Genomic DNA, 24,399 nt, shown 5'->3' on the forward strand with positions numbered 1-24,399 from the left:
CTAGCCTAGTCAACGAGACCGACAATCCTGCCATGGTTTCACTTTTTGCAACAGGGTTTTACGATCAAAAAGCATCCTTGCCCAGACATTGCCTGTGTTATCCGCTGCTGAAATTCGCGATCGCGCCAGCCACCTCAAATCAACGCTGCCCCCCCAGGTCCGCCTGATTGCCGTCAGCAAGTTTATGCCAGCGGCTGCGATTCGTGCTGCCTATGAGGCCGGCATTCGGGATTTTGGCGAAAGTCGCGTGCAGGAAGCTGCCAGCAAACGCGCTGAATTGGCTGACCTCACGGACATTACATGGCATCTGATTGGCCATTTGCAAACAAATAAAGTACGGCAGGCGCTGCAACTCTTTGATTGGATTCACACCGTTGACCGCTGGAAGTTGGCCGAGCGGATCGATACCCTCCTCAAGGAGACGGGGGCAGCCAGTCCCCGCTGTCTCTTGCAGGTAAAACTCCGCCCCGACCCCCAAAAATATGGCTGGGAAAAATCAGAGCTAGAGGCCGCCCTGCCCCAACTGGATGCTCTCTCCCATCTGTGCTGCTGTGGTCTGATGACCATTCTGCCCTTGGGGTTGGCCCCCTCAGAACAGTTGCAAGTATTTCAGGAATTGCGGGCTTGGGGTGAGGAACTGAGCACAAAGCCATGGCAGCAGCTCCAGTGGCAGGAGTATTCGATGGGGATGACCCAAGACTATCCCCTGGCGGTGCAGGCCGGCGCAACGATGGTGCGCATTGGTACGGCTATTTTTGGCGATCGCCAATCGGCGTTAGCAATTCGGCAGGAGTAATGCCCTTGCAAGGGATTGGTTCTGAAATCGTCTCCAGTGGTGAAAAAGAAAACTGCCCGGCGATCAAAGCTCAAGGCCATCACAGTGTTGATTGTCATGCTCAGAATCGGTGGTGACTCCCGCAGCTTAGGACCAGCCGAGAGCAAGGTGGGCCGCATTTTTGCTACCAAGGCCGATTTTGACAGTGATGCCCAGCAGCAGATAGACCCGACGCTCAGCCGCGGCGGGGGCAATGAATTCATCCTGTAGGTGGCATTGGCCAATGGACATGATGAGCTTGCCTGCTGGATGGTAAGCCGGCAGTAAAGGGCGGGTGTAGACGGCATTGCTTAGATGCCACCACGCACCGAAGATCTGCTCAGTCTATAGGTTGCTGTTAGACTTTCAGAGGGACTTGGCTCCTCTGATTAACATGGCAGCGCTTTATCACAAAACAAAGAAAAATAAAGCTGTCCCTTAGACCGGTGGTCGTGCGTAGCAGGGCGGGTCCTTAGACCCAATTCTTTGGTAAGCTAAAGGATGCTTTCTAAAACCCTGCTAACACCGCCTATGGCCGCATCCCTAAGCTTTGACCTCGATGCCCTCAACCAACGCTTTGAAGGGGCACACCCTCGTGACATTTTGGCATGGGCCGTCACCGCAATTCCCCAGGGGCTGGTGCAGACCAGTGCCTTTAACGTGGATGACATGGTGATTACAGACCTCCTCTACCGTGATCTGCGCCCCAATCCGCCGGTGCCCGTTCTCTTTTTGGACACACTGCATCACTTTGCCGAGACCCTAGCATTTGTGCAGCAGGCCAAGGAAAAATACGGTCTGGATTTGCGCACCTACAAAACCCCCGATGTTGACAGCCGCGAAGCCTTTGCTGCCCGCTATGGCGACAAGCTTTGGGAAACCAATGTTGAGCAGTTTCACCATCTCACTAAAATTGAACCGCTGCAACGGGGCTTGGCAGAACTGAATACTGTGGCTTGGATTACGGGACGGCGTCGAGACCAAGCGGTCACCCGTGCCAATATGCCCTATGTGGAACTGGACAAAGAGGGTCGTCTGAAAATTAATCCCCTTGCTGCTTGGACACGTAAACAAACTTGGGCCTATGTGATGGAGCACGGGGTGATTTACAATCCCCTCCACGATCGCGGCTATGCCAGCATTGGCGATGAACCCCTCACCACCCCTATCGCCGATGGCGAAGATGAACGGGCAGGTCGCTGGCGCGGCATGGGCAAAACTGAGTGCGGGATTCACATCTAAGCCCATGTACTTTCAGGACGTTATTGCCACACTGCACCAATTTTGGGCGGCTCAGGGATGCCTGATTGCTCAGCCCTACGATGTGGAAAAAGGCGCCGGTACCAAAAGCCCCCATACCTTTTTACGTGCCCTCGGACCTGAACCTTGGGCAGTGGCCTATGTCGAACCCTGTCGGCGGCCAGCGGATGGCCGCTATGGCGAGAATCCCAACCGCTATCAGTACTACTACCAGTACCAAGTGCTGATTAAGCCCTCTCCTGATAATATCCAAGAGATTTATTTGGAGTCACTGCGCGCCCTTGGCATTCGCCCCCCAGACCATGACATTCGCTTTGTCGAAGACAACTGGGAGGATGCTGCCGTTGGCGCGTGGGGCGTAGGCTGGGAGGTGTGGCTAGATGGCATGGAAGTGACACAGTTTACCTACTTCCAGCAGTGTGGTGGTCTGGATTGTCGGCCGGTTTCCATTGAGATTACCTACGGCCTAGAACGGTTGACAATGTATCTCCAGGAGGTGGATGCGATCGCCAGTATCCGATGGAACTCTACCCTCACCTATGGCGATGTCCATCTCCAAGGAGAAATTGAGCAATCCACCTACAACTTTGAAGCCTCCGACCCGGAACGATTGTTCACCCTTTTTAGTCTCTACCAGCAGGAGGCGGAGCAGCTTCTGGAAAAGCAGTTGGTACTGCCCAGTTTGGATTATGTGCTCAAGTGTTCCCACACCTTTAACCTGCTGGATGCCCGCGGTGTCATTTCGGTGGCAGAGCGTACGCGCTACATTGGTCGCATTCGCGGCTTGGCCCGGCGGGTCGCCCAAGCCTATGTCCAACAACGGGAAGCTCTGGGGTTTCCACTGCTGAAGGAGCCGGCGCCGATCGCCCCCTAAGTCACAATTCTCTAAGGAGCATCCATGGGACGGCAGTGGCACCTGTTGGTGGTCTTGACTGTGTTTGCGGCATCGGCAACGCTGGCAGCGGATGTGCCGCACTTTGTTAGTCCTAGAAAGTTTTGGAGGCAGTTGGTCTATCAGGTCAAACCGCTGCCGCCCGAAAAAGTGGTGGCCCTCACCTTTGATGATGGCCCTTGGGGAGCCTCAACTCGCCAAGTTCTGCAAATTCTCAAAGAGGAGGAGGCCAAGGCCACATTTTTTATCCTGGGCAAGCACGCCCTCATGTATCCCGATATCATTGCTGACATTGTCAAAGGGGGTCATGCCGTTGGCAACCATAGTTGGAGTCATCCCTACCAACCCGTTGACCCTAAAGTAGCTAAGCAGGAAATTGAAAACACCTCTGCACTGATTGCCAAGCAAAGCCAAGCCCAAACGCGCCTTTTTCGGCCACCGGGGGGCAATTTGACCACAGGGCTAGTGGACTATGCCAAGTCGAAAAACTATGCCGTCATTATGTGGTCCGTGGATCCCCATGACACTCGACCCAACACAACAGCCGCAGATATTGTGGAGCGTACCCTGAAGAATGTCAAACCGGGCAGCATTATTCTGCTCCACGATGGTGGCGGCGATCGCGCCACGACCCGCAAGGCCCTCCCCACGCTGATTCGCCGCCTGCGGCAAAAAGGCTATCGCTTTGTCACTGTGCCGGAACTGCTGCAACTAGTGAAAGCCCCCCCACCAAAGCCTGAGACACCCACCCCTCAACCGACAATCACTCCGACACCGACCCCAGAAGGTCTGCCCACTCCTCAGTTGACGCCTAGCCCCCCTAGTCGCAGTGAACCGCAATTGCAGCCACGCTCTCTGCCCCCTCGCTAAGGCTCTAGGGGAAATTCATGAATCTGTGGCGTCGAGGTACCATTGAGGGTTTCCCCCAGTTGATTCAAGGGTTCATAGATTGGTTCTAAGCTGGCCTGAGTGTCAGCGATCGCCCGCAGTAGTTCAGCCGTGAGATATTCCAAGGGATGGGGAGGGGGCGGTTGGCGGCGCCGATACTTGGGGGTGGGCACAAACTCACTGGCCACGGCCTGAAGCTGATAGGCCAACGCTTTCACCTTGGCAAGGTACGTCAAGGTTTCCTCAAGGTGCTGGGCAATTTGCTGGTGCTGAGCTTGCAGGTGTTGCCACTGTTCGGGGGCGATCGCTGCGGGTTTGAGATCCAGGGGAGTTAAATCCTGAAACAGAGCTTCTAAGTCCGGGGTTTCACTACTCACGAGTCCCTCCAACAAGGCCGCATCAAACAACTCCCCGAGTACTTCGGGAGAGACAACTGCCCACTCACTGGGGGAAGAAGATAGAGGATCAGGGGCTGTCATGGGCATTTACCAAGTCCTGTTGGGGGAGATTGCAGATCATGAAAAGGGGGCAGTTGCCCCAACTTTGTTAACCTTATAACGGTTTTGTTTGGTGATTGCGGTTGTGACCTCCTCTTCTTTGCCAATTGTGTTGGGTGTAACGGGTGCGTCTGGGCTCATTTATGCAGTGCGCGCCATTAAATTTCTATTACAAGCCAACTATCCTATTCAACTTGTGGCATCGAAGGCCGCACATCAAGTGTGGCAGGCAGAATATGGCCTCACTCTGCCAATTCAGCCCGATAAGCAGGAACTGTTTTGGCGCGAACAGGCCCAAGTTTGGGAAGGTTGCCTCACCTGTCATCGGCCAACAGATGTGGCAGCGGCAATCGCCAGCGGTTCCTTTCGCACCCTGGGCATGGTGATTCTCCCCTGTAGTATGAGTACGGTGGCCAAGTTGGCGGCAGGCCTGAGTTCCGATCTCCTAGAGCGGGTGGCAGATGTCCACCTCAAAGAACACCGTCCATTGGTGTTGGTGCCCCGCGAAACCCCCTTTAGTCTCATTCATCTGCAAAACCTGACCCAATTGGCAATGGCCGGGGCGCGCATTGTACCCGCCATTCCTGCTTGGTATCACCGGCCACAGACCATTGAGGACTTAGTGGATTTTGTGATCGCCCGTGCCCTTGATCAGTTAGGGTTGGATTGTGTGCCTCTGCAACGTTGGCAAGGACCCCTTTCCTAATGCGTGCTTGGATTTATTTGGGGGCGATCGCCCTGCTGACAACACTTGCCATCCAAAATTGGCAGCCGGTGGTCTCCCTGCGCTTTTTAGGACAGCAAACCCCGGCCCTTCCCCTTGCCGCTTGGATTGTGGTGGCCGCCCTTTCAGGGATCGTGGCTGGCCAGTGCTTACTCTGGTTAACCCTCGAAACACCGGCTCCAATAGCGCGGCCAACCCCGCGATCGCACCCCCCTGAACCTGAACTGGATGCCTCGATGCGTCCGCCGCTGGATGAGCCAGAGATGGATACTGGCGATGTCGAGGATTGGTTTAGCGAGCCAGAGCCAGCCCCGCGCGAACCAGACCTTGAACCAGACATTCAAGATCGCCCCCCCACAACCTACTCCTATCAATATCGTCCTTCCCGCAAAGCCACTGCCAAAGCCCCACCGCCTCCCCCTCAAGTTATGGATGCTGAATACCGCATTCTGACGCCGCCGCCCTCCAACGACAATCCCCCTGAGGATGAAGAAGACTGGGATATTCCCCTATGATCAAAGGCGTTGCATCGGAGGGATCTGCTGTGAAGGTTGCAGTGGTTGGTGCTACAGGCCGCACCGGTCAGCGAATTGTGAGTGCCCTACAATCATCTGAGCATCAGGCAATTGCCGTTGTGCGTAACCCCGCCAAAGCCCAAGGGCGGTGGCCAAGGGTCGAGATTCGTACTGCCGATGTCACCCAACCCCAGACACTTCCCCCCGCCCTTAAAGATTGCGAGGCAGTGATCTGTGCCACGGGCGCTAGCCCCAGTCTTAACCCCCTAGAACCCCTGAGTGTTGATTATCTGGGCACCAAAAATCTTGTGGATGCCGCCAAAGCCGCCCCAGTGCAGCAGTTTATTCTTGTCTCGTCGCTGTGTGTCTCGCAATTTTTCCATCCCCTGAATCTTTTTTGGCTAATTTTGTATTGGAAGCAGCAAGCAGAACGTTATCTCCAAGAAAGCGGTCTAACTTACACGATTGTGCGGCCAGGGGGTCTGAAGGAAACCGATGAGGGTGGCTTTCCGATCATTGCCCCAGCGGATACCCTCTTTGAGGGCAGTATCCCGCGATCGCGGGTGGCAGAAATCTGTGTGGCAGCCTTGGGCGAGCCAAGTGCCTACAACAAAATCTTTGAGGTGGTGAGCCGTTCCGATCAGACGCCGGTGGCCTATCCAGAGTTATTCCGCTCAGTTGCGGCGGTGTGAGGATAAGTTGATGCGCTTTTCCCGTTGGTTGGGGGCGATCGCCGGTCTGGTGGCGATAGGCTATTTCTTTTTGGGGACGCGTTCAAGTGCTCTCTGGTGGTACTGGTACCGCTGGCAGCCGGGTCAAATTGCCCCCTTAGTGATGCAGGGGGGGGATCCCTATGTACGGGCCCTGATGCGCACCATTTCTGCCAGTGAAGCCAATGATGCCAATCCCTACACGCTGCTCTATGGGGGGGAGCACGTCCAAGACCTCAGCCAGCATCCCGATCGCTGTATTCCCATTCGCCAAGGCGCCAATCAGCACCTGTGTACCACGGCTGCCGGCCGCTATCAATTTCTCACCACCACTTGGCAAGAAAAAGCCGCCCGCTATCATCCCCAACCGCCAAGCTGGTTTTGGCAGGGCTATAGCTTTGCCCCAGAGTATCAGGATCAGGTGGTCTATCGCTGGCTCACGGATCCTGCCGCTTGGAATGCCGATATTCCCCAGCTCCTGCGGGAAGGCCGAGTACAGGAGGTCTTTGCCCTCCTGTCGGATACATGGACCAGTCTGGGCTATGGCATGGAGAGCAACCGGATCACGCCCTACCTCGAAGAGATCTACCAGCAATTGTTGGCTCAAGAATTAGCCGCCTTCCAGACCGCCCAATCTGCGGGGAGGAGCCCATCGCCCTAGTTCATTTTCTCTGCCGACGGCTGCTCCAATCGCTGATTCTGGTCTTGCAATGCACTCAGTAACAAAGAGGCTTTCCCTTGCCCCCACAGATTAAAATCAAAAGAACCCTCTGGTGCAAATTGGCTGGCCTTAGTAGATGTCTATGTCGTTTCTTGAGTATCTCCATGCAGAACCCCGTCGTGTCATTGTCTTTGATGGCGCAATGGGCACAAATCTTCAGGCACAAAACCTGACGGCAGAGGATTTTGGTGGCAAGGAGTACGAAGGCTGCAACGAATATCTGGTCATTAGTCAGCCAGAGGCGGTGGCCAAAGTGCATCGCGATTTTTTGGCAGCAGGAGCCGATGTCATTGAAACGGACACCTTTGGCTCGTCTTCAATTGTTCTAAGTGAATACAATTTGGGCGATCGCGCCTACGAAATCAGCAAGAAAGCCGCTGTGCTTGCTAAATCCGTGGCCGCTGAATTTAGCACCCCCGAAAAACCCCGCTTTGTTGCCGGCTCGATGGGACCAGGTACTAAACTGCCCACCCTGGGCCACATTGACTACGACACCCTCTACAGGGCCTTTCGCGAACAGGCTGCTGGCCTCTTTGACGGCGGGGTGGATCTCTTTATCATTGAAACCTGCCAAGATGTCCTGCAAATTAAAGCAGCCCTCAATGGGGTGATGGCCGTCTTTCAGGAGCGGGGAGAACGCCGCCCCCTGATGGTTTCCGTGACGATGGAGCAGCAGGGCACGATGCTGGTGGGCTCGGAAATTGGCGCCGCCCTGACGATTCTGGAACCCTATCCGATTGATATTTTGGGTCTCAACTGCGCCACTGGCCCCGATTTGATGACGGAGCACATCCGCTACCTTTCGCAGCACTCCCCCTTTGTCATTTCCTGTATTCCCAATGCCGGCTTACCTGAAAACATCGGTGGCCATGCCCACTACAAGCTGACGCCGATGGAATTGCGGCTGGCCCTAACCCGCTTCGTCGAAGACTTTGGGGTACAAGTGATTGGCGGCTGCTGTGGCACGCGGCCGGATCATATTGCAGCCCTGGCAGAAATTGCAGCGACCCTGACCCCCAAGGCGCGATCGCCCCAACGAGTTCCCGCTGCCGCCTCCATCTACAGTCCTCAGCCCTATGACCAAGAGAATTCCTTCCTGATTATTGGTGAGCGACTCAATGCTAGTGGCTCCAAAAAATGCCGCGATCTCCTCAATGCCGAAGATTGGGATGGTCTCGTTGCCCTGGCCCGTGCCCAAGTGCGTGAAGGTGCCCACATCCTGGATGTCAACGTGGACTATGTGGGGCGCGATGGGGTGCGGGATATGCGCGAGCTGGTATCGCGGCTGGTTACCAACGTAACGCTGCCCCTGATGCTCGACTCGACTGAATGGCAAAAGATGGAAGCGGGTCTGAAGGTGGCCGGGGGCAAGTGCTTGCTGAACTCCACCAACTTTGAGGATGGTGAACCCCGCTTTTATAAGGTCCTAGAACTGGCAAAAACCTACGGCGCCGGCGTGGTCATCGGTACCATTGATGAAGAGGGGATGGCGCGAACGGCTGAAAAAAAGTTTGCCATTGCCCAACGGGCCTACAGGGCAGCCCTTGACTACGGCATTCCCCCCTGGGAAATTTTCTTTGACCCTCTGGCACTGCCAATTTCCACAGGGATTGAAGAGGATCGGGGCAATGGTCGAGAAACCATTGCGGCCATTCGGCGAATTCGCGCTGAACTCCCCGGCTGCCATATTCTGCTGGGGGTTTCCAATATCTCCTTTGGCTTAAATCCAGCAGCTCGCCAAGTCCTCAACTCAATGTTTCTCCACGAGGCCATGCAGGCGGGCATGGATGCTGCGATCGTCAGTGCTGCCAAGATCCTGCCCTTGGCCAAAATTGAGCCACAGCAGCAGCAGGTCTGCCGTGATCTCATCTACGACCGACGGCGATTTGAGGGGGAAGTGTGTGTCTATGACCCCCTTGCGGAACTGACTCGTCTGTTTGAGGGCAAGACCACCAAGCAGGATCGCTCCCCAGTGGAAAACCTGCCCCTTGAGGAGCGGCTCAAACGCCACATTATTGATGGCGATCGCCTTGGCCTCGAGGAGACCCTTGCCAAGGCCCTTGAAACCTATGCCCCCCTTGAAATTATCAATACATTCCTGCTCGACGGCATGAAGGTGGTGGGCGAACTCTTTGCCTCTGGGCAGATGCAGCTTCCCTTTGTTTTGCAGTCGGCAGAAACGATGAAGGCGGCTGTGGCCTACCTCGAACCCTTTATGGAAAAATCCGCCACCGGGGACACTGCCAAGGGCACCGTCGTCATTGCCACCGTGAAGGGGGATGTCCATGATATTGGTAAAAACTTAGTGGATATTATCCTCACCAACAACGGCTATCGCGTGATTAACTTGGGGATTAAGCAGCCGGTTGAAAATATCATCCAAGCCTATGAGGAGCATCAGGCAGACTGCATTGCCATGAGTGGCCTCTTGGTCAAATCCACCGCCTTTATGAAGGAAAATCTCGAGGTCTTTAATGAGCGGGGCATTACCGTTCCCGTCATTTTGGGGGGAGCCGCCCTCACCCCCAAATTTGTCTATGAGGATTGCCGGTCCACCTACCACGGTCAAGTGATCTACGGCAAGGATGCCTTTGCCGATTTGCATTTTATGGATCGGCTAATGAGTGCAAAGGCCGCAGGTCAGTGGGACGATCGCCAAGGATTTTTGGATGGTACAACGATCTCCACCCCAGAGGCAGGGAGCACACCCGCGATCGCCCCCGAACCCACCGCGGTTGCTGAACCCGACACATCAGAAGTGGTGGATACCCGCCGCTCTGAAGCTGTTGCTGTAGATATTCCCCGCCCCACACCCCCCTTCTGGGGCATTTGTCACCTCAAGCCGGATCAGATTCCACTTTCTGAGGTCTTTGCCTATCTGGATCTCCAAGCCCTGATTGCAGGTCAGTGGCAGTTTCGTAAACCTAAGGATCAAGACCGTGCCACCTACAACGTCTTCCTTGCGGAGAAGGTCTATCCCATCCTTGAGGAGTGGAAACAGCGCATCCTTGCTGAAAACCTGCTCCATCCTGAACTGATTTATGGGTACTTCCCCTGCCAAAGTGAGGGCAACACTGTCTATATCTATGATCCCGAAAGGGTAGGGGATAAAGAGGCCTGTGTCCCTGAGCGGGCGATCGCCCAGTTTACCTTCCCCCGCCAAAAGGGTGGCCGTCGTCTGTGTATTGCCGACTTCTTTGCTCCTGTGGAATCGGGCATCATTGATGTCTTTCCCATGCAGGCCGTCACCGTTGGTGAAATTGCCACCCAAGTGGCGCAGCAGCTATTTGCCGCCAATCAATACAGCGATTACCTCTACTTCCACGGGATGGCGGTGCAAACGGCTGAAGCCCTCGCCGAGTGGTGTCATGCCCGCATTCGCCGCGAGTTGGGGTGCACCCCTGATCCCGAGTCCATTCGCGATATTCTTGCCCAGCGCTACCAAGGCTCCCGCTATAGCTTTGGTTATCCTGCCTGCCCCAATATGCAGGACCAATATACGCAACTGCGACTCCTTAATAGCGATCGCATCGGCATGTACATGGACGAGAGCGAACAACTCTACCCTGAGCAATCCACGACAGCCATTATCTGCTACCATCCCACCGCCAAGTATTTTAGCGTCTAAGCCCCAGCTTTCCTTGGACCAATCGGAGCGAAAACCCTGTTGGCTGAGCAGTTCTTTGAGGACTAGCTGCCCCTGACGCCTCCCAAGGCCAATGGCAGCAACCAGTTGTCTCTCAATGTTTCGCCAGCATTTTTGGGCACTTGTAGTCCCTCAACGAGGGCAGGGACTTGGGGCACTGCCACGGGTTCTAGGTGAACTCTCCTGATCCCCTAGGGATAACCTGTTGTCGAGTCATGGTGGCGGGTTGCTGGTTCCCTTTGATGCGTGGCGGTATAGACTTGATCTTTCCCTCCTTGCAAGAACCGAGTCATTTGGGTTATCGGTCCACCGCTAAACCAGAGGGCAGGTTTTGATCGGCGGCGGCAAGTTCATCCCTTAGCAACTCTGATTGCAAGGGTGGAGTCCAGCCAATGCAATTGCTATTGATTGAGATCAGCGATCGCCCCAATGATAAACTGCAAACGTAAAGAGTGCCGGAGATGCCCGCGGTGACGCGCCCAAAAATTATTGTCCTAGATGATGACCCCACCGGTTCACAAACGGTGCACAGTTGCCTGCTGTTGACCCGCTGGGATGTGGATACCCTCTGTCGTGGCCTTGCTGATAGCGTACCCATCTTTTTTATCCTCACCAATACCCGTGCCTTGCCAGCAGAAATGGCAGCAGAGGTGACGCGCAGGGTTTGTCGTCATCTCAAGGAGGCGATCGCCCAAACGGGCACAACCGATTACATGATTGTCAGTCGTTCCGACTCCACCCTCCGCGGCCACTATCCCCTCGAAACGGATATCATTGCTGCGGAACTGGGTCCCTTTGATGCCCATTTTCTAGTGCCTGCCTTTTTGGAGGGGGGGCGCATTACCCGCGATAGCCAGCACTACCTCATGGTCGAGGGTCAGCCTGTGCCTGTCCATGAAACTGAGTTTGCTCGCGATTCTGTCTTTGGCTACCGCCACAGCTATTTGCCCGACTATGTGGCCGAAAAGACCCAAGGGCGAATTCCAGCCGGCGCTGTAGAACGCTTTTTACTGGCGGATTTGCGGCACCCAGCGGCCTTGCTCGATCGTTTAGCCCGCTTGCAGGGGAATGTCTGCGCCGTTGTGGATGCTGAAACCCAAGGGGATTTGGATCAGTTTGCTGCGGCCGTGCTCCAGGTGGCCAGTCAAGGAAAACGCTTTTTGTTCCGCAGTGCTGCCAGTTTACTGACTGCCCTCGCACAACTGCCCCCCCAACCCACCCCGCCAGCGGCAATGGCCACCTATTGCCGCCCTGGGCGCTATGGGGCAGTTTTAGTGGGTTCCCATGTGCGCAAAACCACTGAACAACTGACCGCCCTGCTGAAGGAACCCGATGTGTTTTCCATTGAAGTGCCCGTAGCACGATTGCGGGACAGTGCGGTGGCTGAAGCAGAAATGATTGCTGAGGTCTTGGCGGCGGTGGATCGGGCGATCGCCCAGGGGAAAACCCCTGTCATCTATACCAGCCGTCAGGAACTCACCTTTGCAGATGCACCGACACGCTTAGCCTTTGGGCAGCGGGTTTCTGAAGTGCTGATGGCGATCCTTCAGCAGCTCCCCGCCGATTTGCGCTATCTGATCAGCAAAGGAGGCATCACTTCCAACGATGTGCTCAGTAAGGGCTTAAACCTGGCCACGGTTCGCCTCTTGGGGCAAGTGATTCCCGGCTGCTCCGTGGTGCGCACCGCTGCCGATCATCCCCGCTTTCCAGAATTACCCGTGGTGCTGTTCCCCGGTAATGTGGGCGATCGCGAGGCACTGCGCACGGTCTATCATCGCTTTCAGGGCAGTGGCACTGCAATTTAGGAATGATTAGGAATGATTCCCCACTCCCTTGAATCTCGCTGAGTTCAGGGTTTAGAATGCAGTTGCAACAATAATAAACAATTTTTAATCTTTCCCGATAAGTGAATGAGTTTAGTCAACACGGTTGGGGCGAAATCAACGGTATGGCGGTGGCTACTGCCTGTTTTAGTGGTACTGCTGGTGGGCGGCGGTTGGATGTTGGCTCTCCTGTTGCCCCTGCGGGATCCCTACATTCAAGCTGTACGGGCGGCGGTGGGCAATCCCAGTCGCGGCGAACAAATTTTCATCCTCAACTGTGCGGGTTGCCATGGCATTGATGGCAAGGGGGAAGTCGGCCCTAGCCTCGTGCAGATTAGCCACCGGCGATCGCAGGTACAGCTCATTCAGCAAATTATCAGTGGCAATACCCCGCCCATGCCCAAGTTTCAAGCCCAGCCCCAAGACATGGCTGACCTATTAAGCTACTTGAAGACACTCTAAAAATTTTGACAAAAATCCCCCAGGTAAAGCTGGTATATTAAATTAAAAATTGTGTTATTAGCATTGCCAATTTCGAGCATCCTTTGGTGGGAATGGAAGAAGTCTTTGCAGTGGGCGATCGCGTTCGCCTTGTGGAACTGCCACCCTATGTGAAAACAGCGGAACCAATGCCAATGTTGCGTCCCGCCAGTATCCTCACCCTCGGTGAAGAAGGGGTTATTCTAGGCCAGCAACCGCGAAACTATTGGGTGGTGCGGCTCGAGCGGGGTGCCTTTTTGCTGGAAGCCAAGTATTTGGAGCGGGTTTAATGGCTCCCCTGCTGTCCCTGTGCATGATTGTCAAAAACGAGGCCCATCAATTGCGGCGTTGCTTGCTGTCGGTTCAGCCTTGGGTGGATGAAATCATTATTGTGGACACAGGCTCCACCGATGAGACGATCGCCATTGCTCGGGAATTTACACCCCACGTCCATGCCGTTGCTTGGCAAGCGGATTTTGCAGCCGCCCGTAATGCCGCCTTAGCCCAGGCCACTGGGGAGTGGGTCTTTTACATTGATGCCGATGAAGAATTGGTGGTTACGGATGCCCACTGGCAAGACCAATTGACGGCGCCGGGTGCCCATGCCATGAATCAGTGGAGTCTGCTGCGCCGTGAACAGTCTAGCGATCGCAACTGGAGTGAATTTTGGAATGTGCGCTTTGGCCGCCGCTTCCCCGACCTCCATTTTGCCGGCGCCCTCCATGAGCAACTCTACTATCGAGAACGAGAAGCGGTGGTGGGTCAATTGCAGGGGGTTTATCTCATTCACCACAACCAAGAAAGCCAAGAGCAATTCCTTGCCAAAATTCGCGATCGCAATATCCCGATCCTTGAAAAAATGGTGCAGCAGGGCGATCGCCGCCTGCAAAACTTGGTCTGCCTTGGGGATCACTACGCCGCCTGTGGCGATAGCGATCGCTCCCAAGCATGGTACGAACAAGCCCTCGAGCAGATTGCCCCTGCCGTCGAACAGGGGATACTCCCTAGGGACACCACATGGCTCCGTCATCTTCTCTTTTGGGTTAGCTACCGCGCCTTTGAAGCCAAGGACTACGAAACCGCCCAGTATTACCTCAGCTATGGCCTGCGCTTCTTTGATCGCTATCCGCCCCTGCTCTATGTAGCGGGGCTACTTATCTTTGAATTGGGCCTGCAGCGAGGGGCGCTGCCCTACTTTCACCGCTGTTTAGATCTCCTTGAGCAGGGAACCTACGATCGCGCTGAACCCTTTGATCGCCAGTGGATGACCACCCAGCCCGCCTACAGTTTGGGCTACACCTATATGACCCTTCAGGAGCGCGATCGCGCCATTGCCTACTTTCAAAAAGCCCTTGAATTTAACCCTGGCTATACCCCTGCCCAGATATACTTGCAGCAACTTCAGAAAATTTAGAAAAGCGTAGGTTAGTAGTTTGCTAGGATCAAATAGGAAAGTAAAGCAGTTAAACAGGATGGCACTGCTGGGACAGTCCGCAGCAGAACTGAAAGCATGGGTAGAAGCCCAAGGACAGCCCGGCTATCGCGGGCAACAACTCCATCAGTGGCTCTATCAAAAGGGGGCGCGATCGCTCCAAGAGATCACTGTCTTTCCGAAACAGTGGCGCGATGCCCTGACAGGTGTAGAGATTGGCCGCTCAGAAATTCGCTACCGCCATGATGCCCAGGATGGCACCGTAAAGCTGCTGTTGACCTTAGCCGATGGTGAAACCATTGAAACCGTAGGCATTCCCAGTAGCGATCGCCTGACGGTCTGCGTATCTTCCCAAGTAGGCTGCCCAATGGCTTGTGATTTTTGTGCCACCGGTAAAGGGGGCTACCGCCGCAATCTGGCCTGCCACGAAATCGTGGATCAGGTGCTCACGATCCAAAGTGAAATGGAGCGCCGTGTCAGCCATGTGGTATTTATGGGCATGGGCGAACCCCTGTTAAACTTACCTGCCGTTCTCCAGGCAATCACCTGTCTCAATCGCGATATTGGCATTGGTCAGCGGCACATCACCATTTCCACCGTGGGCATTCCCCAACAAATTCAGCAACTGGCACAGCACCAATTGCAAACCACCCTTGCCGTCAGCCTCCATGCCCCCAACCAAGCCCTACGGGAGCAACTCATTCCCAGTGCCAAACACTATCCCCTCAGCCAGTTAATTGCCGACTGTCGTGGCTATGTGCAACAAACCGGTCGCCGCATTACCTTTGAATATACTGTTCTGGCGGGGGTCAACGATCGCCCCCAGCACGCCGAGGAGCTGGCGCAGCTATTGCGGGGCTTCCAAAACCATGTCAACCTGATTCCCTACAATCCCATTCCTGAGGCAGCCTATCAACGTCCTACGGATCAGCGCCTGCGGCAATTTCTCAGTCAACTGCAAGCCCGAGGGGTTACTGCCAGCATTCGGCGATCGCGGGGTCTGGATCAGCAAGCCGCCTGTGGCCAATTGCGCCAAGGCCAACTCATTCCCTAAACATTTTTTGCTATCATAACTTTCTAATTTCCTGTAATTCCTATCCCATTATTGAATGAAGCCAGAGCTTTGGTTCGTTGCTCCCATTGGCGCGATCGCCCTCGGTGGTATTGCCACCCTGATTCAACCCCAACAACCCTTAGCAGCCCTTTTAGGGAGTGGCATTGGTGCCCTTGCGGGGGCTCCCCTCATTGAAAAGAACCAGCGCCGTAGCGATCGCCTGCTTCAAGACATTCACACCCTCCTCGCATCCTTTCCAGAGACTACGGAACTCAAGACACTTCTCCTGCAAGAACTCAAGCAACAACGCCTCACTGACCTTGCCCAGCAACTACACGAAGCACTTCCCGAAGCCCGGCGCCCGATTCGCAACCAGATAGCCCAGCCACTGGAAACCCTCAAGGACAATTTAAGAGACACCTCCCCACTGAGTGCCCAGGAACTAGAGCCACTGATTGAAGCCATTCACGCCCAGAGTGCGGCTCTGCAAACCATTCAGACACTCCTCCAAAGACCCCAACCCCCCGCAAATACCCTAAAAACCGCTGTCCTCTATGACATTGAGAACTTAGTCTTTAACCAAGGGCAGCGATTAGACCCCGCCAAAGTCAATGAGCTTGTGTCCTTAGACAAGATTCTGGAGTCAATTAAAAGCACCATTGATCTGGGGGAAATTGCCATCAAGCGCGCCTATGGCAACTGGCAAAATAAAACGCTTCAAGCCCTTAACGATCAACTCAAGCGCTCACAGATTCAACGGGTTCCTGTCTATGGCCACAATCGAGATCAACGCAATGCCGCTGACATTCAGCTCGCCCTCGATGCCATTGACCTAATTCACCACTATCCTGACATTAACACCTTTGTTCTAATCTCTGGTGATGGTGGGTTTGGCTCCATTGCCCTGCGCCTGCGCGACTACGGTAAAACTGTGATTGGCTGTGCCTATTGGAATGCCGCTAGTCTTAGCTTTCAGAAGGTTTGCCACCAATTTATCTTTCTTGAGAATCCCTTCATTGATTCCCCTCCCCCAACCAATGGCAGAAACGGCACACCTTTCCCGCCTCAATCCAAGCCAGCCAACACGACGAGTCAGGCTTCACCTTTATTGTCTTCTCGTTTACCCATTGAGCCGTTGAACTATCATCAAATTCCTGTGAGCGCTATCGGCCAACGGGAAACCGAAAAACTACTGGAACTGTTGTCTTACTATACAAGCGATCCGGCAAAATCCCAGGAACTCGTCAACGGAATTGTTTTTGATACTGTCTTTTGGGATATCAAATCGGTACTCCCCCAACTGGACCCATTGCGGTTTGGTTTCCTCAAGCCCTCCGGCTGGGTGGCTTATCTAGCCGATCAGCATCAGTTACCTATTTGCGTTGCAGTGAATAGTCAATTGCGCAAAGCTGTTCTCTGTTGGCGAAATAAGCTCCCCGAGTACTGCACAGTTCATACCCATGGGCCACAGAGTATCCACACCATCTCAATTTATCGCGCCATTTTTGCCCAGGAAGTCGCAGGAGATGCCCTCTTAACTAACGTGGGACACTGGTTAATAGCCCATCGCCCCCGCAATGTGGCCTCCAGAAGAATGACTAACGCCATTTTTGAGCAGAGCCACAGGGAGGGGCAGCCAATGAGTGAGACAGGAATCAAGCGGGCGATCGCCAACTATGTCAAAGCGGGTATTCTAACGCGCGCCTTATCCTCCAGTGGTGACACCCTGACCCTCAACCCTGCCATCAAGGACTTTTCTAGTTTGGTTATCGAGCTACAAAGCCGCTTTCGCCAAGCTGTGGAAGAGCGCCTCAGCAGGATTGGTGAGACAATCAATGAGCAGGTCTTTGCCCAAGCGGTTCCCCTCCAGCCGCTACAACTGCCTACAAAGAGTCCAGAAAAGGCACCAGAACCTCCGTCCTAGGACGCATTGGGGGGTTCAATATGACTTGGCAACTCTAAACAATACCCAGCACCATAAACCGTTTTGATATAGCGAGGATTGCGGGGATCAGGTTCCAGTTTGGTGCGCAGGTGACGCACATGGACGCGGATGGTTTCAATGTCATCATCGGGGTCATAGCCCCAGACTTCCTTAAGGATTTCACTGGGAGAAACGGTTTGGCCGTGGCGTTGCAGCAGACAGTGGAGCAGTTCAAACTCAAGGCGTGTCAGCTTAATGATTTTGCCAAACCAAGAGGCCTCAAATCGTTCGGGCACTAGCGTCAATGGACCATAGCTGAGGATTTCTCGATGGCCCGCTGTGGCAGGAATGCGATCGGCCCGTCGCAAGAGGGCGCGTACCCGTGCCAGCATTTCCTCCAATTCAAAGGGTTTGGTGAGATAGTCATCGGCGCCGGCATTAAACCCCTCCACCTTGTTATGGGTTTGGCTCAGGGCCGTCAGCATCAAAATCGGAATATCTTGGGTGCGCGGATCGCGCCGCAGGCGTTGGCAAATGGTAAAGCCATCCACTTGGGGCAACATCAGGTCAAGGAGAATGAGGTCGGGAGAGAGTTGCACAGCGAGGGCTTGCCCTTGCATCCCATCCAAGGACTTTGTGACCTCGTAGCCCGCCATTTGCAGGTTAATTGCCAAAACGTCAGCGATCGCAGGGTCATCATCAATGATTAAGATGCGGGGCTTCATAGGATGAACGGTACTCAATCCTCATAGGCGGCGGACTACCGCTTCTGAGAGAATTATAAACATCGCTGCAAAAACCTTAAGAGTTTGCTGAGTTTCTTTAGATTTTCTCAATATTTGAGGCCAATCTAGGGATATAGACCTTTTCTTTCTAAAATTGGACTATACCCAGCACATAGGATGTTGTCCTACAACAGCTTTACAAGGTTGAGGGGTCACTGAACCCTCTAAATGGGCCTAGACCACGTTCTAATCAGCCCTGGGTAGAGTTTGAAACCCAGTTCTAGGGTGCTATACGCAGAGCTACCCAAGCTGGAGGTACGTTTATGCTGCAAGCTTTATGCGCTCTTGAGGGGATTTTCCACAAACCTAGGCTATACTTTGGGAATGCAACTTTTGGTCAGAAACGATGACCCTGTCCTGACTTTTGCGAACTGCTCACTCACTGTAATGCTGTGGTTTGGATCAGATATGCTGGCTCCCATTCTTGTGGCACAAGCCGCTCTAGCAACTCCACCCCAACATTCAGCCACCGTCATACAGGAATATTCGCCTCGCTCAAATGTTGTTGTTCAAGCCAATGCCGTACCCGTCAAGGTCCTACCCCCTGAAGTCTCTTCCCCACCGGCTACAACGGCCTACGTCACACCCACCCACTTTGCCTACTTTCCCCAAGACATTCGTCCACTCCCCGGCCAATTAGACGATGTGCCAGTCTTTAATAGCAACAGTCCAGAGATGGTGCGCTCGGAGGGGATTCTCCTCTCGACGTTTCCACCCCAAGGGAAATGGCAACCAGCGGCTCACCTGAACTATCCCCTAGAGGGGCGCTTTGATGTTTTTGCCCACCACATTACTCAATCCAATCGGGCGGTGAGTACGCCAACCCTCTATTTAGGGCTACTGGCCTACAACCCAACGGATCGCTATGTCACGGTGAGATTTCATCAAGCCGCTAGTTTTTTAAGTACTCCAGATGCCCCTTTCCGCAATTTGCCCGCCATAGTCGATAACCCCACTGGCTTTGTTTTTTCAGGGCCTGGGAGTCGAGTCACCAACCAAGTGCTGCGGGGGGTACGCCAGACCTTCTTTCCCTCACAGGTCACGATTCCTCCTCGCGAAGCGCGGCTGCTGGCTAATCTGCCGTTGCCGTTGCCCACCCAATTTCCCAATGCAGTACTCAATCGTGTCCGCGCAGAGTTGATGCTCAATGCCGATGGCGCGGTCGGTCCCAAGTTGCCCTTAATCCCGGATACGAATCCCTTTGGTGATGTCTCCTCCTCCAATGGCCGCTCAACCCTAATGTACTTAGAAAGCAGTGGCCCGATTTATCTGGCACAAATGTCAATGTTTGCCCGCGTGAACGAGCAGGGCATCGAACGGGCACCCACCCTAGAGGAATGGTGGGCACTGCTCCACCGGGGTCAACTGGTTACTCCCCGCGACATTCCACCCACTCCCCCCACCAGTGATCGGTTTGGTCGCTTCTTCTATGGCCGTGTGGCCGGGGTTAGTCAAGGCTCCCGCTGGCAAGCCACCCTTACCGATCACCAAACCCATGGACAGGCTTTAACAATTCCTGCACCGGGGCGGGCCATCTCCTATGGGATTAGTACGCTCCACCGCGGCACCCTTGGCACCGGTCAAATTCAAAGTGCGCCCATGTTGGTACGCTATCCAGACACTGCCTACTATGCCCACGGCAATTACGGCGTTCACTATAGTTTGACCTTGCCCTTGGTCAACAATACCGGTCAGTTGCAGTCCGTCGTGCTAACGCTGCAAACCCCTGTCAAGCAAGATCACCGCAGTGTTGTCCTCAAATTTTTGGAACCGCCAGCCCCCCAAGTCTTTTTTCGAGGAACGGTGCGCGTCCGCTTCACAGATGATTTAGGACAGATGCAAGAGCGCTATGTTCATTTAGTACAACGGCGGGGTCAGCGGGGAGAACCGTTAGTAACGTTAAATATGCGTCCAGGTGAAAAAAGGAATGTTACTGTGGATCTGCTCTATCCCCCCGATGCAACGCCACCCCAAGTGCTGACAGTGGCGACATTACTTGGCCCTAGCTATGAGAACACCACTCAAGTGCCCGCCGCTCCCAATTCTCTCTCCCTCACACCTGTCACTACACCCTAGGAGTCACCACGGTGGACAGCCGCCTCATCCTAATTGGGGATGTGCATGGTCACTACGAGGGTCTGTGCCGTTTGCTGGATCTCGTTTCCCCCACAGTGGGCGATCGCCTCTACTTCCTTGGTGACCTTGTGGATCGAGGCCCCAGGAGTGCGGCCGTAGTTGAATTGGTGCGACAGTGTGGCTATGGTGCCCTACGGGGTAACCATGAGGATATGATGCTTCTCACCTTTGAGGGCAAACAAATCAATCCGGCACGACTCTTGGTTTGGTCCCAAAGTGGTGGAGATGAGACGCTTGCCAGCTACACCTCCACAGAGTTGCTTTGGGAACACTTGGATTGGCTGCACACGGTGCCCCTCTATCAAGATTTAGGGAATGTGTTTATTGTCCATGCGGGGCTGAATCCGGCATTGCCCCTAGAACAGCAAACTCATCAAGAGTGTTGCTGGATTCGCGAGTCCTTTTTGGCTCACCCCAGCCCCTACTTTCCAGATAAAACTATTGTGGTCGGACACACCATTACCTTTACGTTTCCCAGGGTTCAAGCAGGACAAATTGTGCGGGGTGCCGGTTGGCTAGACATTGAAACCGGTGCTTACCATCGCCGCAGTGGCTACCTGACGGCCCTCGACTGGACCAATCAATGGGTCTATCAAGTGAATGTGCTCTACGGTGGTACTCGCCAGGGGGAACTGGACACATTTCTTGTCGATTTGGCAAAGTTGTCTTGGAATAGGGGCTAGCGTTGGTGCGACGCGGACCACAAAAGACACACAATGCCGATGTTGATGGCAATGTCTGCCACATTAAAGACGGGAAATTGAATCCAGCGAAAATCCAAGAAGTCAACCACCTCACCCGTGAGCAAGCGATCAATGCCATTGCCCAAGGCGCCACCCAGTAAACAACCATAGCCCACCTGCTGCCAGCGATCTAACCGCGGACCTAGAATTGCCCAAGTGATCAGCCCCAAGCTAACAATGAGGGACAGCCAGCGCAACCAGAGACTGCCATTGGCAAAGAGGCTAAAGGCTGCCCCAGTATTCGTAACGTAGGTAATGTGAAAGACACCCGGGATAATGGGCGTTGTTTGCGGCGGCACTGTGAGGGCATAGGTGGCCACAATCCATGCTTTGGTCAGGCGATCGCTAGCTAAGGCGAGACCAGCGACCCACCAAAAGAGGAAGTTCTTGATCTTCAACCGCTGACTGTTCATCCCACAGAGCTCAGGGCAGCCACAGAGACTCGTGCTGCCACCTGTTGGGCGATCGCCCGCAGCGCTTGAGCGGCAGCCGACTGCGGATCCGCAATCAGAATCGGTTGACCCAAATCCCCCCCTTCCCGCACGGGCAATTCCAAGGGTATCTGTCCCAAAAGCGGCACACCCATTTCCGCTGCCAAGGCTTCGCCACCGCCACTGCCAAAAATGTCATAGCGACGATTGGGCAGATCAGGGGGAATAAAGTAACTCATATTTTCCACTAACCCCAGGACCGTTACCCCCAACTGCTGAAACATCCGCAATCCCCGCCGCGCATCCCCAAGGGCAACGGGTTGGGGCGTTGTTACAATCACCACACCCGCCATGGGCACCGCTTGAGCCAGGGTGAGTTGGGCATCCCCAGTGCCCGGGGGCAAATCCACAATCAGATAGTCCAATGCCCCCCAATTACTTTGGTAGAGAAATTGGCGAATAATGCCGTTGAGCATGGGACCACGCCAAATGACTGGCTGATCGCGATCAATTAGGAAGGCCATGGAGACCACTTTCAAGCCGTGGGCCACTGGGGGTAACAGGACATCGCCTCTTGCTTCCTTGCGCACTTCGACAATGGCCTCCTCTAGCCCCAGCATCGTGGGGACATTGGGTCCATAGATATCGGCATCAATAATGCCGACGGCAGCCCCCGCTTGGGCAAGGGCCAGGGCTAAATTCACAGCAACGGTGCTTTTGCCAACTCCTCCTTTACCACTGGAGACAGCAATAATATTTTTGACCCCCGGTACATTGGTACGATCGGGCAGACTTTTTTGCTGGGGCGTTTCAGCGGTCACTGCCACTTGCACATCCATTACCCCCGGTAGGGCAAAGACGGCCTTTTTGCAATCTTCGACAATGAATTCCCGTAGGGGGCAGGCGGGGGTTGTCAGCACCAGTGTAAAACGAACCGTGCCATCCTCAATGGCGACATCGCGGATCATGTTCAACTCCACCAGCGATCGCCGCAGTTCCGGATCTTCAACGGGGCGCAGTGCTGCTAAAACAGATTCAACGGTTAGGGGGGCGCTCATGGGGTAGTGAATAACTGACGTTTATTGAGTAGCTTAGGTAGCGATCGTACCATGTTGGGCAAGTTCCCCTGTCGCCAACAGCAGCGATACCGCTGCGCTGCCAAGAAGTTAAGCCTCTGAAAACCGCTAAAGTCACCGTGGGCGAGAATCACTTCCCCCAGGCCATAATTTCTAGAAAAGGGCGGTATTCTGGAAAGTATGAGCCATTTGGGATCAGAAGGATTGCAACGTTGACTCACTCCACCCTCCACCAACCGGATACAGCCACTGGCCAAGGCCTGCAACGCCAACTCATTGTCATTCTCGATTTTGGGTCGCAATACTCGGAACTGATTGCCCGCCGCATTCGGGAGACCCAAGTCTATTCCGAGGTCATTTCCTATCGCACCACTGCTGAGCAACTCGCCCAATTGGCACCCAAGGGCATTATTCTCTCCGGTGGCCCCAACTCTGTCTATGACGAAAATGCGCCCCAATGCGATCCGGAGATCTGGAACCTGGGGATTCCCATTCTTGGGGTGTGCTACGGCATGCAACTGATGGTGCAACAGTTGGGGGGAAGGGTGGAGCGAGCGATCGCCGGCGAGTATGGCAAGGCGGCGCTTTTTATTGATGACCCCACGGATCTGCTCACCAATGTTGAGCAGGAAACAATTATGTGGATGAGTCATGGCGATAGTGTCACGGAGTTGCCCCCGGGTTTTCGGGTCTTGGCGCATACCCACAATACGCCAATGGCAGCGATCGCCCATCCCGAGCGGAAACTCTATGGAGTTCAGTTTCACCCAGAGGTGGTGCATTCCCTGGGGGGCATTGCCCTGATCCGCAACTTTGTCTATCACATTTGTGATTGCGAACCCACTTGGACAACTGCTGCCTTTGTTGAAGAAGCCATCCGGGAAGTGCGAGCCAAAGTGGGGGACAAACGGGTGCTCCTTGCCCTGTCGGGGGGGGTAGATTCCTCGACGCTGGCCTTTTTGCTGCACCGTGCCATTGGCGATCAACTCACCTGTATGTTTATTGATCAAGGGTTTATGCGCAAAGGGGAACCCGAGCGACTTCTCAAGCTCTTTCAGGAGCAGTTTCACATCAAGGTGGAGTACGTCAATGCCCGCGATCGCTTCCTTGCCCAACTGGTGGGGGTCACCGATCCTGAAGAAAAGCGCAAACGCATTGGCCATGAATTTATCCGCGTTTTCGAAGAAGAATCACAGCGGCTAGGTCCCTTTGACTACTTAGCGCAGGGAACCCTTTATCCCGATGTCATTGAATCTGCCAATGCCAACATTGACCCCCAAACTGGTGAGCGCGTAGCCGTGAAAATTAAAAGCCACCACAATGTTGGCGGCCTGCCGGAGAACTTGCGTTTTAAGCTGGTGGAACCCCTACGCAAGCTCTTTAAGGATGAAGTGCGCCAAGTGGGGCGATCGCTGGGGCTACCCGAAGAAATTGTGCGGCGGCATCCCTTTCCCGGTCCTGGTTTAGCAATTCGGATTCTGGGGGAAGTGACCCCGGAACGCCTAGAGATTCTGCGGGATGCGGATCTGATTGTGCGGCAGGAAATTAACCGCGCTGAGATGTATCACGACTTTTGGCAAGCCTTTGCGGTGCTACTGCCGATTCGTACCGTGGGAGTCATGGGGGATCAGCGCACCTATGCCTATCCGGTGGTGCTGCGATTTGTCACTAGCGAAGATGGCATGACCGCCGACTGGGCACGGGTCCCCTACGACCTCCTGGAGCGAATTTCTAACCGCATTGTCAACGAAGTGCCGGGGGTGAATCGGGTGGTCTATGACATTACCTCCAAGCCGCCGGGAACCATTGAGTGGGAGTAAATTTGCTGGCAGGGGGAGCGATCAGTTT

General features: G+C 54.4%; 23 protein-coding genes. 18 read left to right on the forward strand and 5 right to left on the reverse strand.

Translation table 11 applies throughout. The features are described 5' to 3' along the window. The first annotated feature begins 94 nt into the window (after positions 1-94). Positions 95-796, forward strand: a complete 702-nt coding sequence (locus NK55_RS02010) for a YggS family pyridoxal phosphate-dependent enzyme (protein ID WP_041428957.1) — start codon at positions 95-97, stop codon at positions 794-796. 126 nt (positions 797-922) lie between these two features. Here NK55_RS02010 and NK55_RS13035 read toward each other — a convergent pair whose 3' ends face one another. After that, positions 923-1,066 (reverse strand): hypothetical protein, encoded by a 144-nt coding sequence (locus tag NK55_RS13035; RefSeq protein ID WP_157869628.1) that lies wholly within the window; start codon positions 1,064-1,066, stop codon positions 923-925. A 279-nt stretch (positions 1,067-1,345) separates the two neighbouring features. Here NK55_RS13035 and cysH point away from each other — a divergent pair, with 279 nt between their 5' ends. The 3 genes from cysH to NK55_RS02025 are packed head-to-tail and all read left to right on the forward strand — an operon-like array spanning position 1,346 to position 3,836. Then, positions 1,346-2,056 carry a phosphoadenosine phosphosulfate reductase gene (gene cysH / locus NK55_RS02015; RefSeq protein WP_024124172.1) on the forward strand — a complete coding sequence of 237 codons (711 nt, stop codon included), beginning with the start codon at positions 1,346-1,348 and terminating at the stop codon, positions 2,054-2,056. A 4-nt stretch (positions 2,057-2,060) separates the two neighbouring features. Further along, on the forward strand, positions 2,061-2,948 hold the full coding sequence (gene glyQ, locus NK55_RS02020) for a glycine--tRNA ligase subunit alpha (protein ID WP_024124173.1): 888 nt from the start codon (positions 2,061-2,063) through the stop codon (positions 2,946-2,948). A 24-nt stretch (positions 2,949-2,972) separates the two neighbouring features. Next, positions 2,973-3,836: a polysaccharide deacetylase family protein gene (locus NK55_RS02025; RefSeq protein WP_024124174.1), complete on the forward strand. Its 864-nt coding sequence runs from the start codon at positions 2,973-2,975 to the stop codon at positions 3,834-3,836. Here the strand turns inward: NK55_RS02025 and NK55_RS02030 are convergent. Then, positions 3,833-4,333: a hypothetical protein gene (locus NK55_RS02030; protein WP_041428959.1), complete on the reverse strand. Its 501-nt coding sequence runs from the start codon at positions 4,331-4,333 to the stop codon at positions 3,833-3,835. The two genes, NK55_RS02025 and NK55_RS02030, sit on opposite strands and share 4 nt — an antisense overlap. A gap of 103 nt (positions 4,334-4,436) precedes the next feature. Between NK55_RS02030 and NK55_RS02035 the strand changes: the two genes are divergently transcribed. The 11 genes from NK55_RS02035 (at position 4,437) to NK55_RS02085 (ending at position 17,380) form a co-directional block, all read left to right on the forward strand. Then, complete coding sequence (locus NK55_RS02035; RefSeq protein WP_225871776.1) at positions 4,437-5,057, forward strand: flavin prenyltransferase UbiX; 621 nt, start codon at positions 4,437-4,439, stop codon at positions 5,055-5,057. Then, on the forward strand, positions 5,057-5,590 hold the full coding sequence (locus NK55_RS02040; protein ID WP_024124177.1) for a LapA family protein: 534 nt from the start codon (positions 5,057-5,059) through the stop codon (positions 5,588-5,590). Before NK55_RS02035 ends, NK55_RS02040 begins: the two co-directional genes overlap by 1 nt. A 29-nt stretch (positions 5,591-5,619) precedes the next feature. Then, on the forward strand, positions 5,620-6,282 hold the full coding sequence (locus tag NK55_RS02045; RefSeq protein ID WP_024124178.1) for an SDR family oxidoreductase: 663 nt from the start codon (positions 5,620-5,622) through the stop codon (positions 6,280-6,282). Positions 6,283-6,292: 10 nt separating this feature from the next. Continuing rightward, positions 6,293-6,961 (forward strand): glycoside hydrolase family protein, encoded by a 669-nt coding sequence (locus NK55_RS02050; RefSeq protein WP_024124179.1) that lies wholly within the window; start codon positions 6,293-6,295, stop codon positions 6,959-6,961. A gap of 136 nt (positions 6,962-7,097) precedes the next feature. Continuing rightward, a complete protein-coding gene (gene metH / locus NK55_RS02055; protein ID WP_041428962.1) occupies positions 7,098-10,649 on the forward strand; it encodes a methionine synthase in 3,552 nt (1,183 codons plus the stop codon). Between the two features lie 479 nt (positions 10,650-11,128). After that, positions 11,129-12,472 (forward strand): four-carbon acid sugar kinase family protein, encoded by a 1,344-nt coding sequence (locus NK55_RS02060; RefSeq protein WP_024124181.1) that lies wholly within the window; start codon positions 11,129-11,131, stop codon positions 12,470-12,472. Between the two features lie 105 nt (positions 12,473-12,577). Continuing rightward, the gene (locus tag NK55_RS02065; RefSeq protein ID WP_024124182.1) at positions 12,578-12,952 is read left to right on the forward strand and encodes a cytochrome c; all 375 of its coding nucleotides are present in this window, start codon (positions 12,578-12,580) and stop codon (positions 12,950-12,952) included. Positions 12,953-13,044: 92 nt separating this feature from the next. Further along, positions 13,045-13,260 carry a regulatory protein SipA gene (gene sipA, locus NK55_RS02070; RefSeq protein ID WP_024124183.1) on the forward strand — a complete coding sequence of 72 codons (216 nt, stop codon included), beginning with the start codon at positions 13,045-13,047 and terminating at the stop codon, positions 13,258-13,260. Next, positions 13,260-14,384: a glycosyltransferase family 2 protein gene (locus NK55_RS02075; RefSeq protein WP_024124184.1), complete on the forward strand. Its 1,125-nt coding sequence runs from the start codon at positions 13,260-13,262 to the stop codon at positions 14,382-14,384. Before sipA ends, NK55_RS02075 begins: the two co-directional genes overlap by 1 nt. A gap of 58 nt (positions 14,385-14,442) precedes the next feature. Further along, complete coding sequence (rlmN, locus tag NK55_RS02080; RefSeq protein WP_024124185.1) at positions 14,443-15,456, forward strand: 23S rRNA (adenine(2503)-C(2))-methyltransferase RlmN; 1,014 nt, start codon at positions 14,443-14,445, stop codon at positions 15,454-15,456. Between the two features lie 55 nt (positions 15,457-15,511). Further along, a complete protein-coding gene (locus NK55_RS02085) occupies positions 15,512-17,380 on the forward strand; it encodes an NYN domain-containing protein (protein ID WP_024124186.1) in 1,869 nt (622 codons plus the stop codon). Here the strand turns inward: NK55_RS02085 and NK55_RS02090 are convergent. After that, a complete protein-coding gene (locus NK55_RS02090; RefSeq protein ID WP_024124187.1) occupies positions 17,377-18,105 on the reverse strand; it encodes a response regulator transcription factor in 729 nt (242 codons plus the stop codon). The two genes, NK55_RS02085 and NK55_RS02090, sit on opposite strands and share 4 nt — an antisense overlap. A gap of 468 nt (positions 18,106-18,573) precedes the next feature. On the opposite strand from NK55_RS02090, the gene NK55_RS02095 reads away from it, so the two are divergent. Continuing rightward, on the forward strand, positions 18,574-20,241 hold the full coding sequence (locus tag NK55_RS02095) for a DUF3370 domain-containing protein (RefSeq protein ID WP_024124188.1): 1,668 nt from the start codon (positions 18,574-18,576) through the stop codon (positions 20,239-20,241). An 11-nt stretch (positions 20,242-20,252) separates the two neighbouring features. Then, entirely contained in the window at positions 20,253-20,984 is a 732-nt protein-coding gene (locus NK55_RS02100) for a metallophosphoesterase family protein (protein ID WP_024124189.1), read from the forward strand. Here the strand turns inward: NK55_RS02100 and lspA are convergent. Next, a complete protein-coding gene (gene lspA / locus NK55_RS02105) occupies positions 20,981-21,457 on the reverse strand; it encodes a signal peptidase II (protein WP_024124190.1) in 477 nt (158 codons plus the stop codon). The two genes, NK55_RS02100 and lspA, sit on opposite strands and share 4 nt — an antisense overlap. After that, positions 21,454-22,533 carry an Mrp/NBP35 family ATP-binding protein gene (locus NK55_RS02110; protein ID WP_024124191.1) on the reverse strand — a complete coding sequence of 360 codons (1,080 nt, stop codon included), beginning with the start codon at positions 22,531-22,533 and terminating at the stop codon, positions 21,454-21,456. Before NK55_RS02110 ends, lspA begins: the two co-directional genes overlap by 4 nt. Before the next feature lie 230 nt (positions 22,534-22,763). Between NK55_RS02110 and guaA the strand changes: the two genes are divergently transcribed. Further along, entirely contained in the window at positions 22,764-24,371 is a 1,608-nt protein-coding gene (gene guaA / locus NK55_RS02115) for a glutamine-hydrolyzing GMP synthase (RefSeq protein ID WP_024124192.1), read from the forward strand. Positions 24,372-24,399 lie beyond the last annotated feature (28 nt).

This window comes from Thermosynechococcus sp. NK55a, assembly GCF_000505665.1.
Lineage (GTDB): Bacteria > Cyanobacteriota > Cyanobacteriia > Thermosynechococcales > Thermosynechococcaceae > Thermosynechococcus.

Excerpts from the sequence above, each read along its gene's own strand:
- NK55_RS02050 (WP_024124179.1), top strand. The coding sequence starts at position 6,293 with ATGCGCTTTTCCCGTTGGTTGGGGGCGATCGCCGGTCTGGTGGCGATA.
- NK55_RS02090 (WP_024124187.1), bottom strand. The coding sequence starts at position 18,105 with ATGAAGCCCCGCATCTTAATCATTGATGATGACCCTGCGATCGCTGAC.
- metH (WP_041428962.1), top strand. The coding sequence starts at position 7,098 with ATGTCTATGTCGTTTCTTGAGTATCTCCATGCAGAACCCCGTCGTGTC.
- cysH (WP_024124172.1), top strand. The coding sequence starts at position 1,346 with ATGGCCGCATCCCTAAGCTTTGACCTCGATGCCCTCAACCAACGCTTT.
- glyQ (WP_024124173.1), top strand. The coding sequence starts at position 2,061 with ATGTACTTTCAGGACGTTATTGCCACACTGCACCAATTTTGGGCGGCT.
- NK55_RS13035 (WP_157869628.1), bottom strand. The coding sequence starts at position 1,066 with ATGTCCATTGGCCAATGCCACCTACAGGATGAATTCATTGCCCCCGCC.
- rlmN (WP_024124185.1), top strand. The coding sequence starts at position 14,443 with ATGGCACTGCTGGGACAGTCCGCAGCAGAACTGAAAGCATGGGTAGAA.
- NK55_RS02075 (WP_024124184.1), top strand. The coding sequence starts at position 13,260 with ATGGCTCCCCTGCTGTCCCTGTGCATGATTGTCAAAAACGAGGCCCAT.
- NK55_RS02040 (WP_024124177.1), top strand. The coding sequence starts at position 5,057 with ATGCGTGCTTGGATTTATTTGGGGGCGATCGCCCTGCTGACAACACTT.
- NK55_RS02060 (WP_024124181.1), top strand. The coding sequence starts at position 11,129 with ATGCCCGCGGTGACGCGCCCAAAAATTATTGTCCTAGATGATGACCCC.
- NK55_RS02085 (WP_024124186.1), top strand. The coding sequence starts at position 15,512 with ATGAAGCCAGAGCTTTGGTTCGTTGCTCCCATTGGCGCGATCGCCCTC.
- NK55_RS02095 (WP_024124188.1), top strand. The coding sequence starts at position 18,574 with ATGCTGGCTCCCATTCTTGTGGCACAAGCCGCTCTAGCAACTCCACCC.
- NK55_RS02065 (WP_024124182.1), top strand. The coding sequence starts at position 12,578 with ATGAGTTTAGTCAACACGGTTGGGGCGAAATCAACGGTATGGCGGTGG.
- NK55_RS02025 (WP_024124174.1), top strand. The coding sequence starts at position 2,973 with ATGGGACGGCAGTGGCACCTGTTGGTGGTCTTGACTGTGTTTGCGGCA.
- NK55_RS02030 (WP_041428959.1), bottom strand. The coding sequence starts at position 4,333 with ATGACAGCCCCTGATCCTCTATCTTCTTCCCCCAGTGAGTGGGCAGTT.
- NK55_RS02110 (WP_024124191.1), bottom strand. The coding sequence starts at position 22,533 with ATGAGCGCCCCCCTAACCGTTGAATCTGTTTTAGCAGCACTGCGCCCC.
- sipA (WP_024124183.1), top strand. The coding sequence starts at position 13,045 with ATGGAAGAAGTCTTTGCAGTGGGCGATCGCGTTCGCCTTGTGGAACTG.
- lspA (WP_024124190.1), bottom strand. The coding sequence starts at position 21,457 with ATGAACAGTCAGCGGTTGAAGATCAAGAACTTCCTCTTTTGGTGGGTC.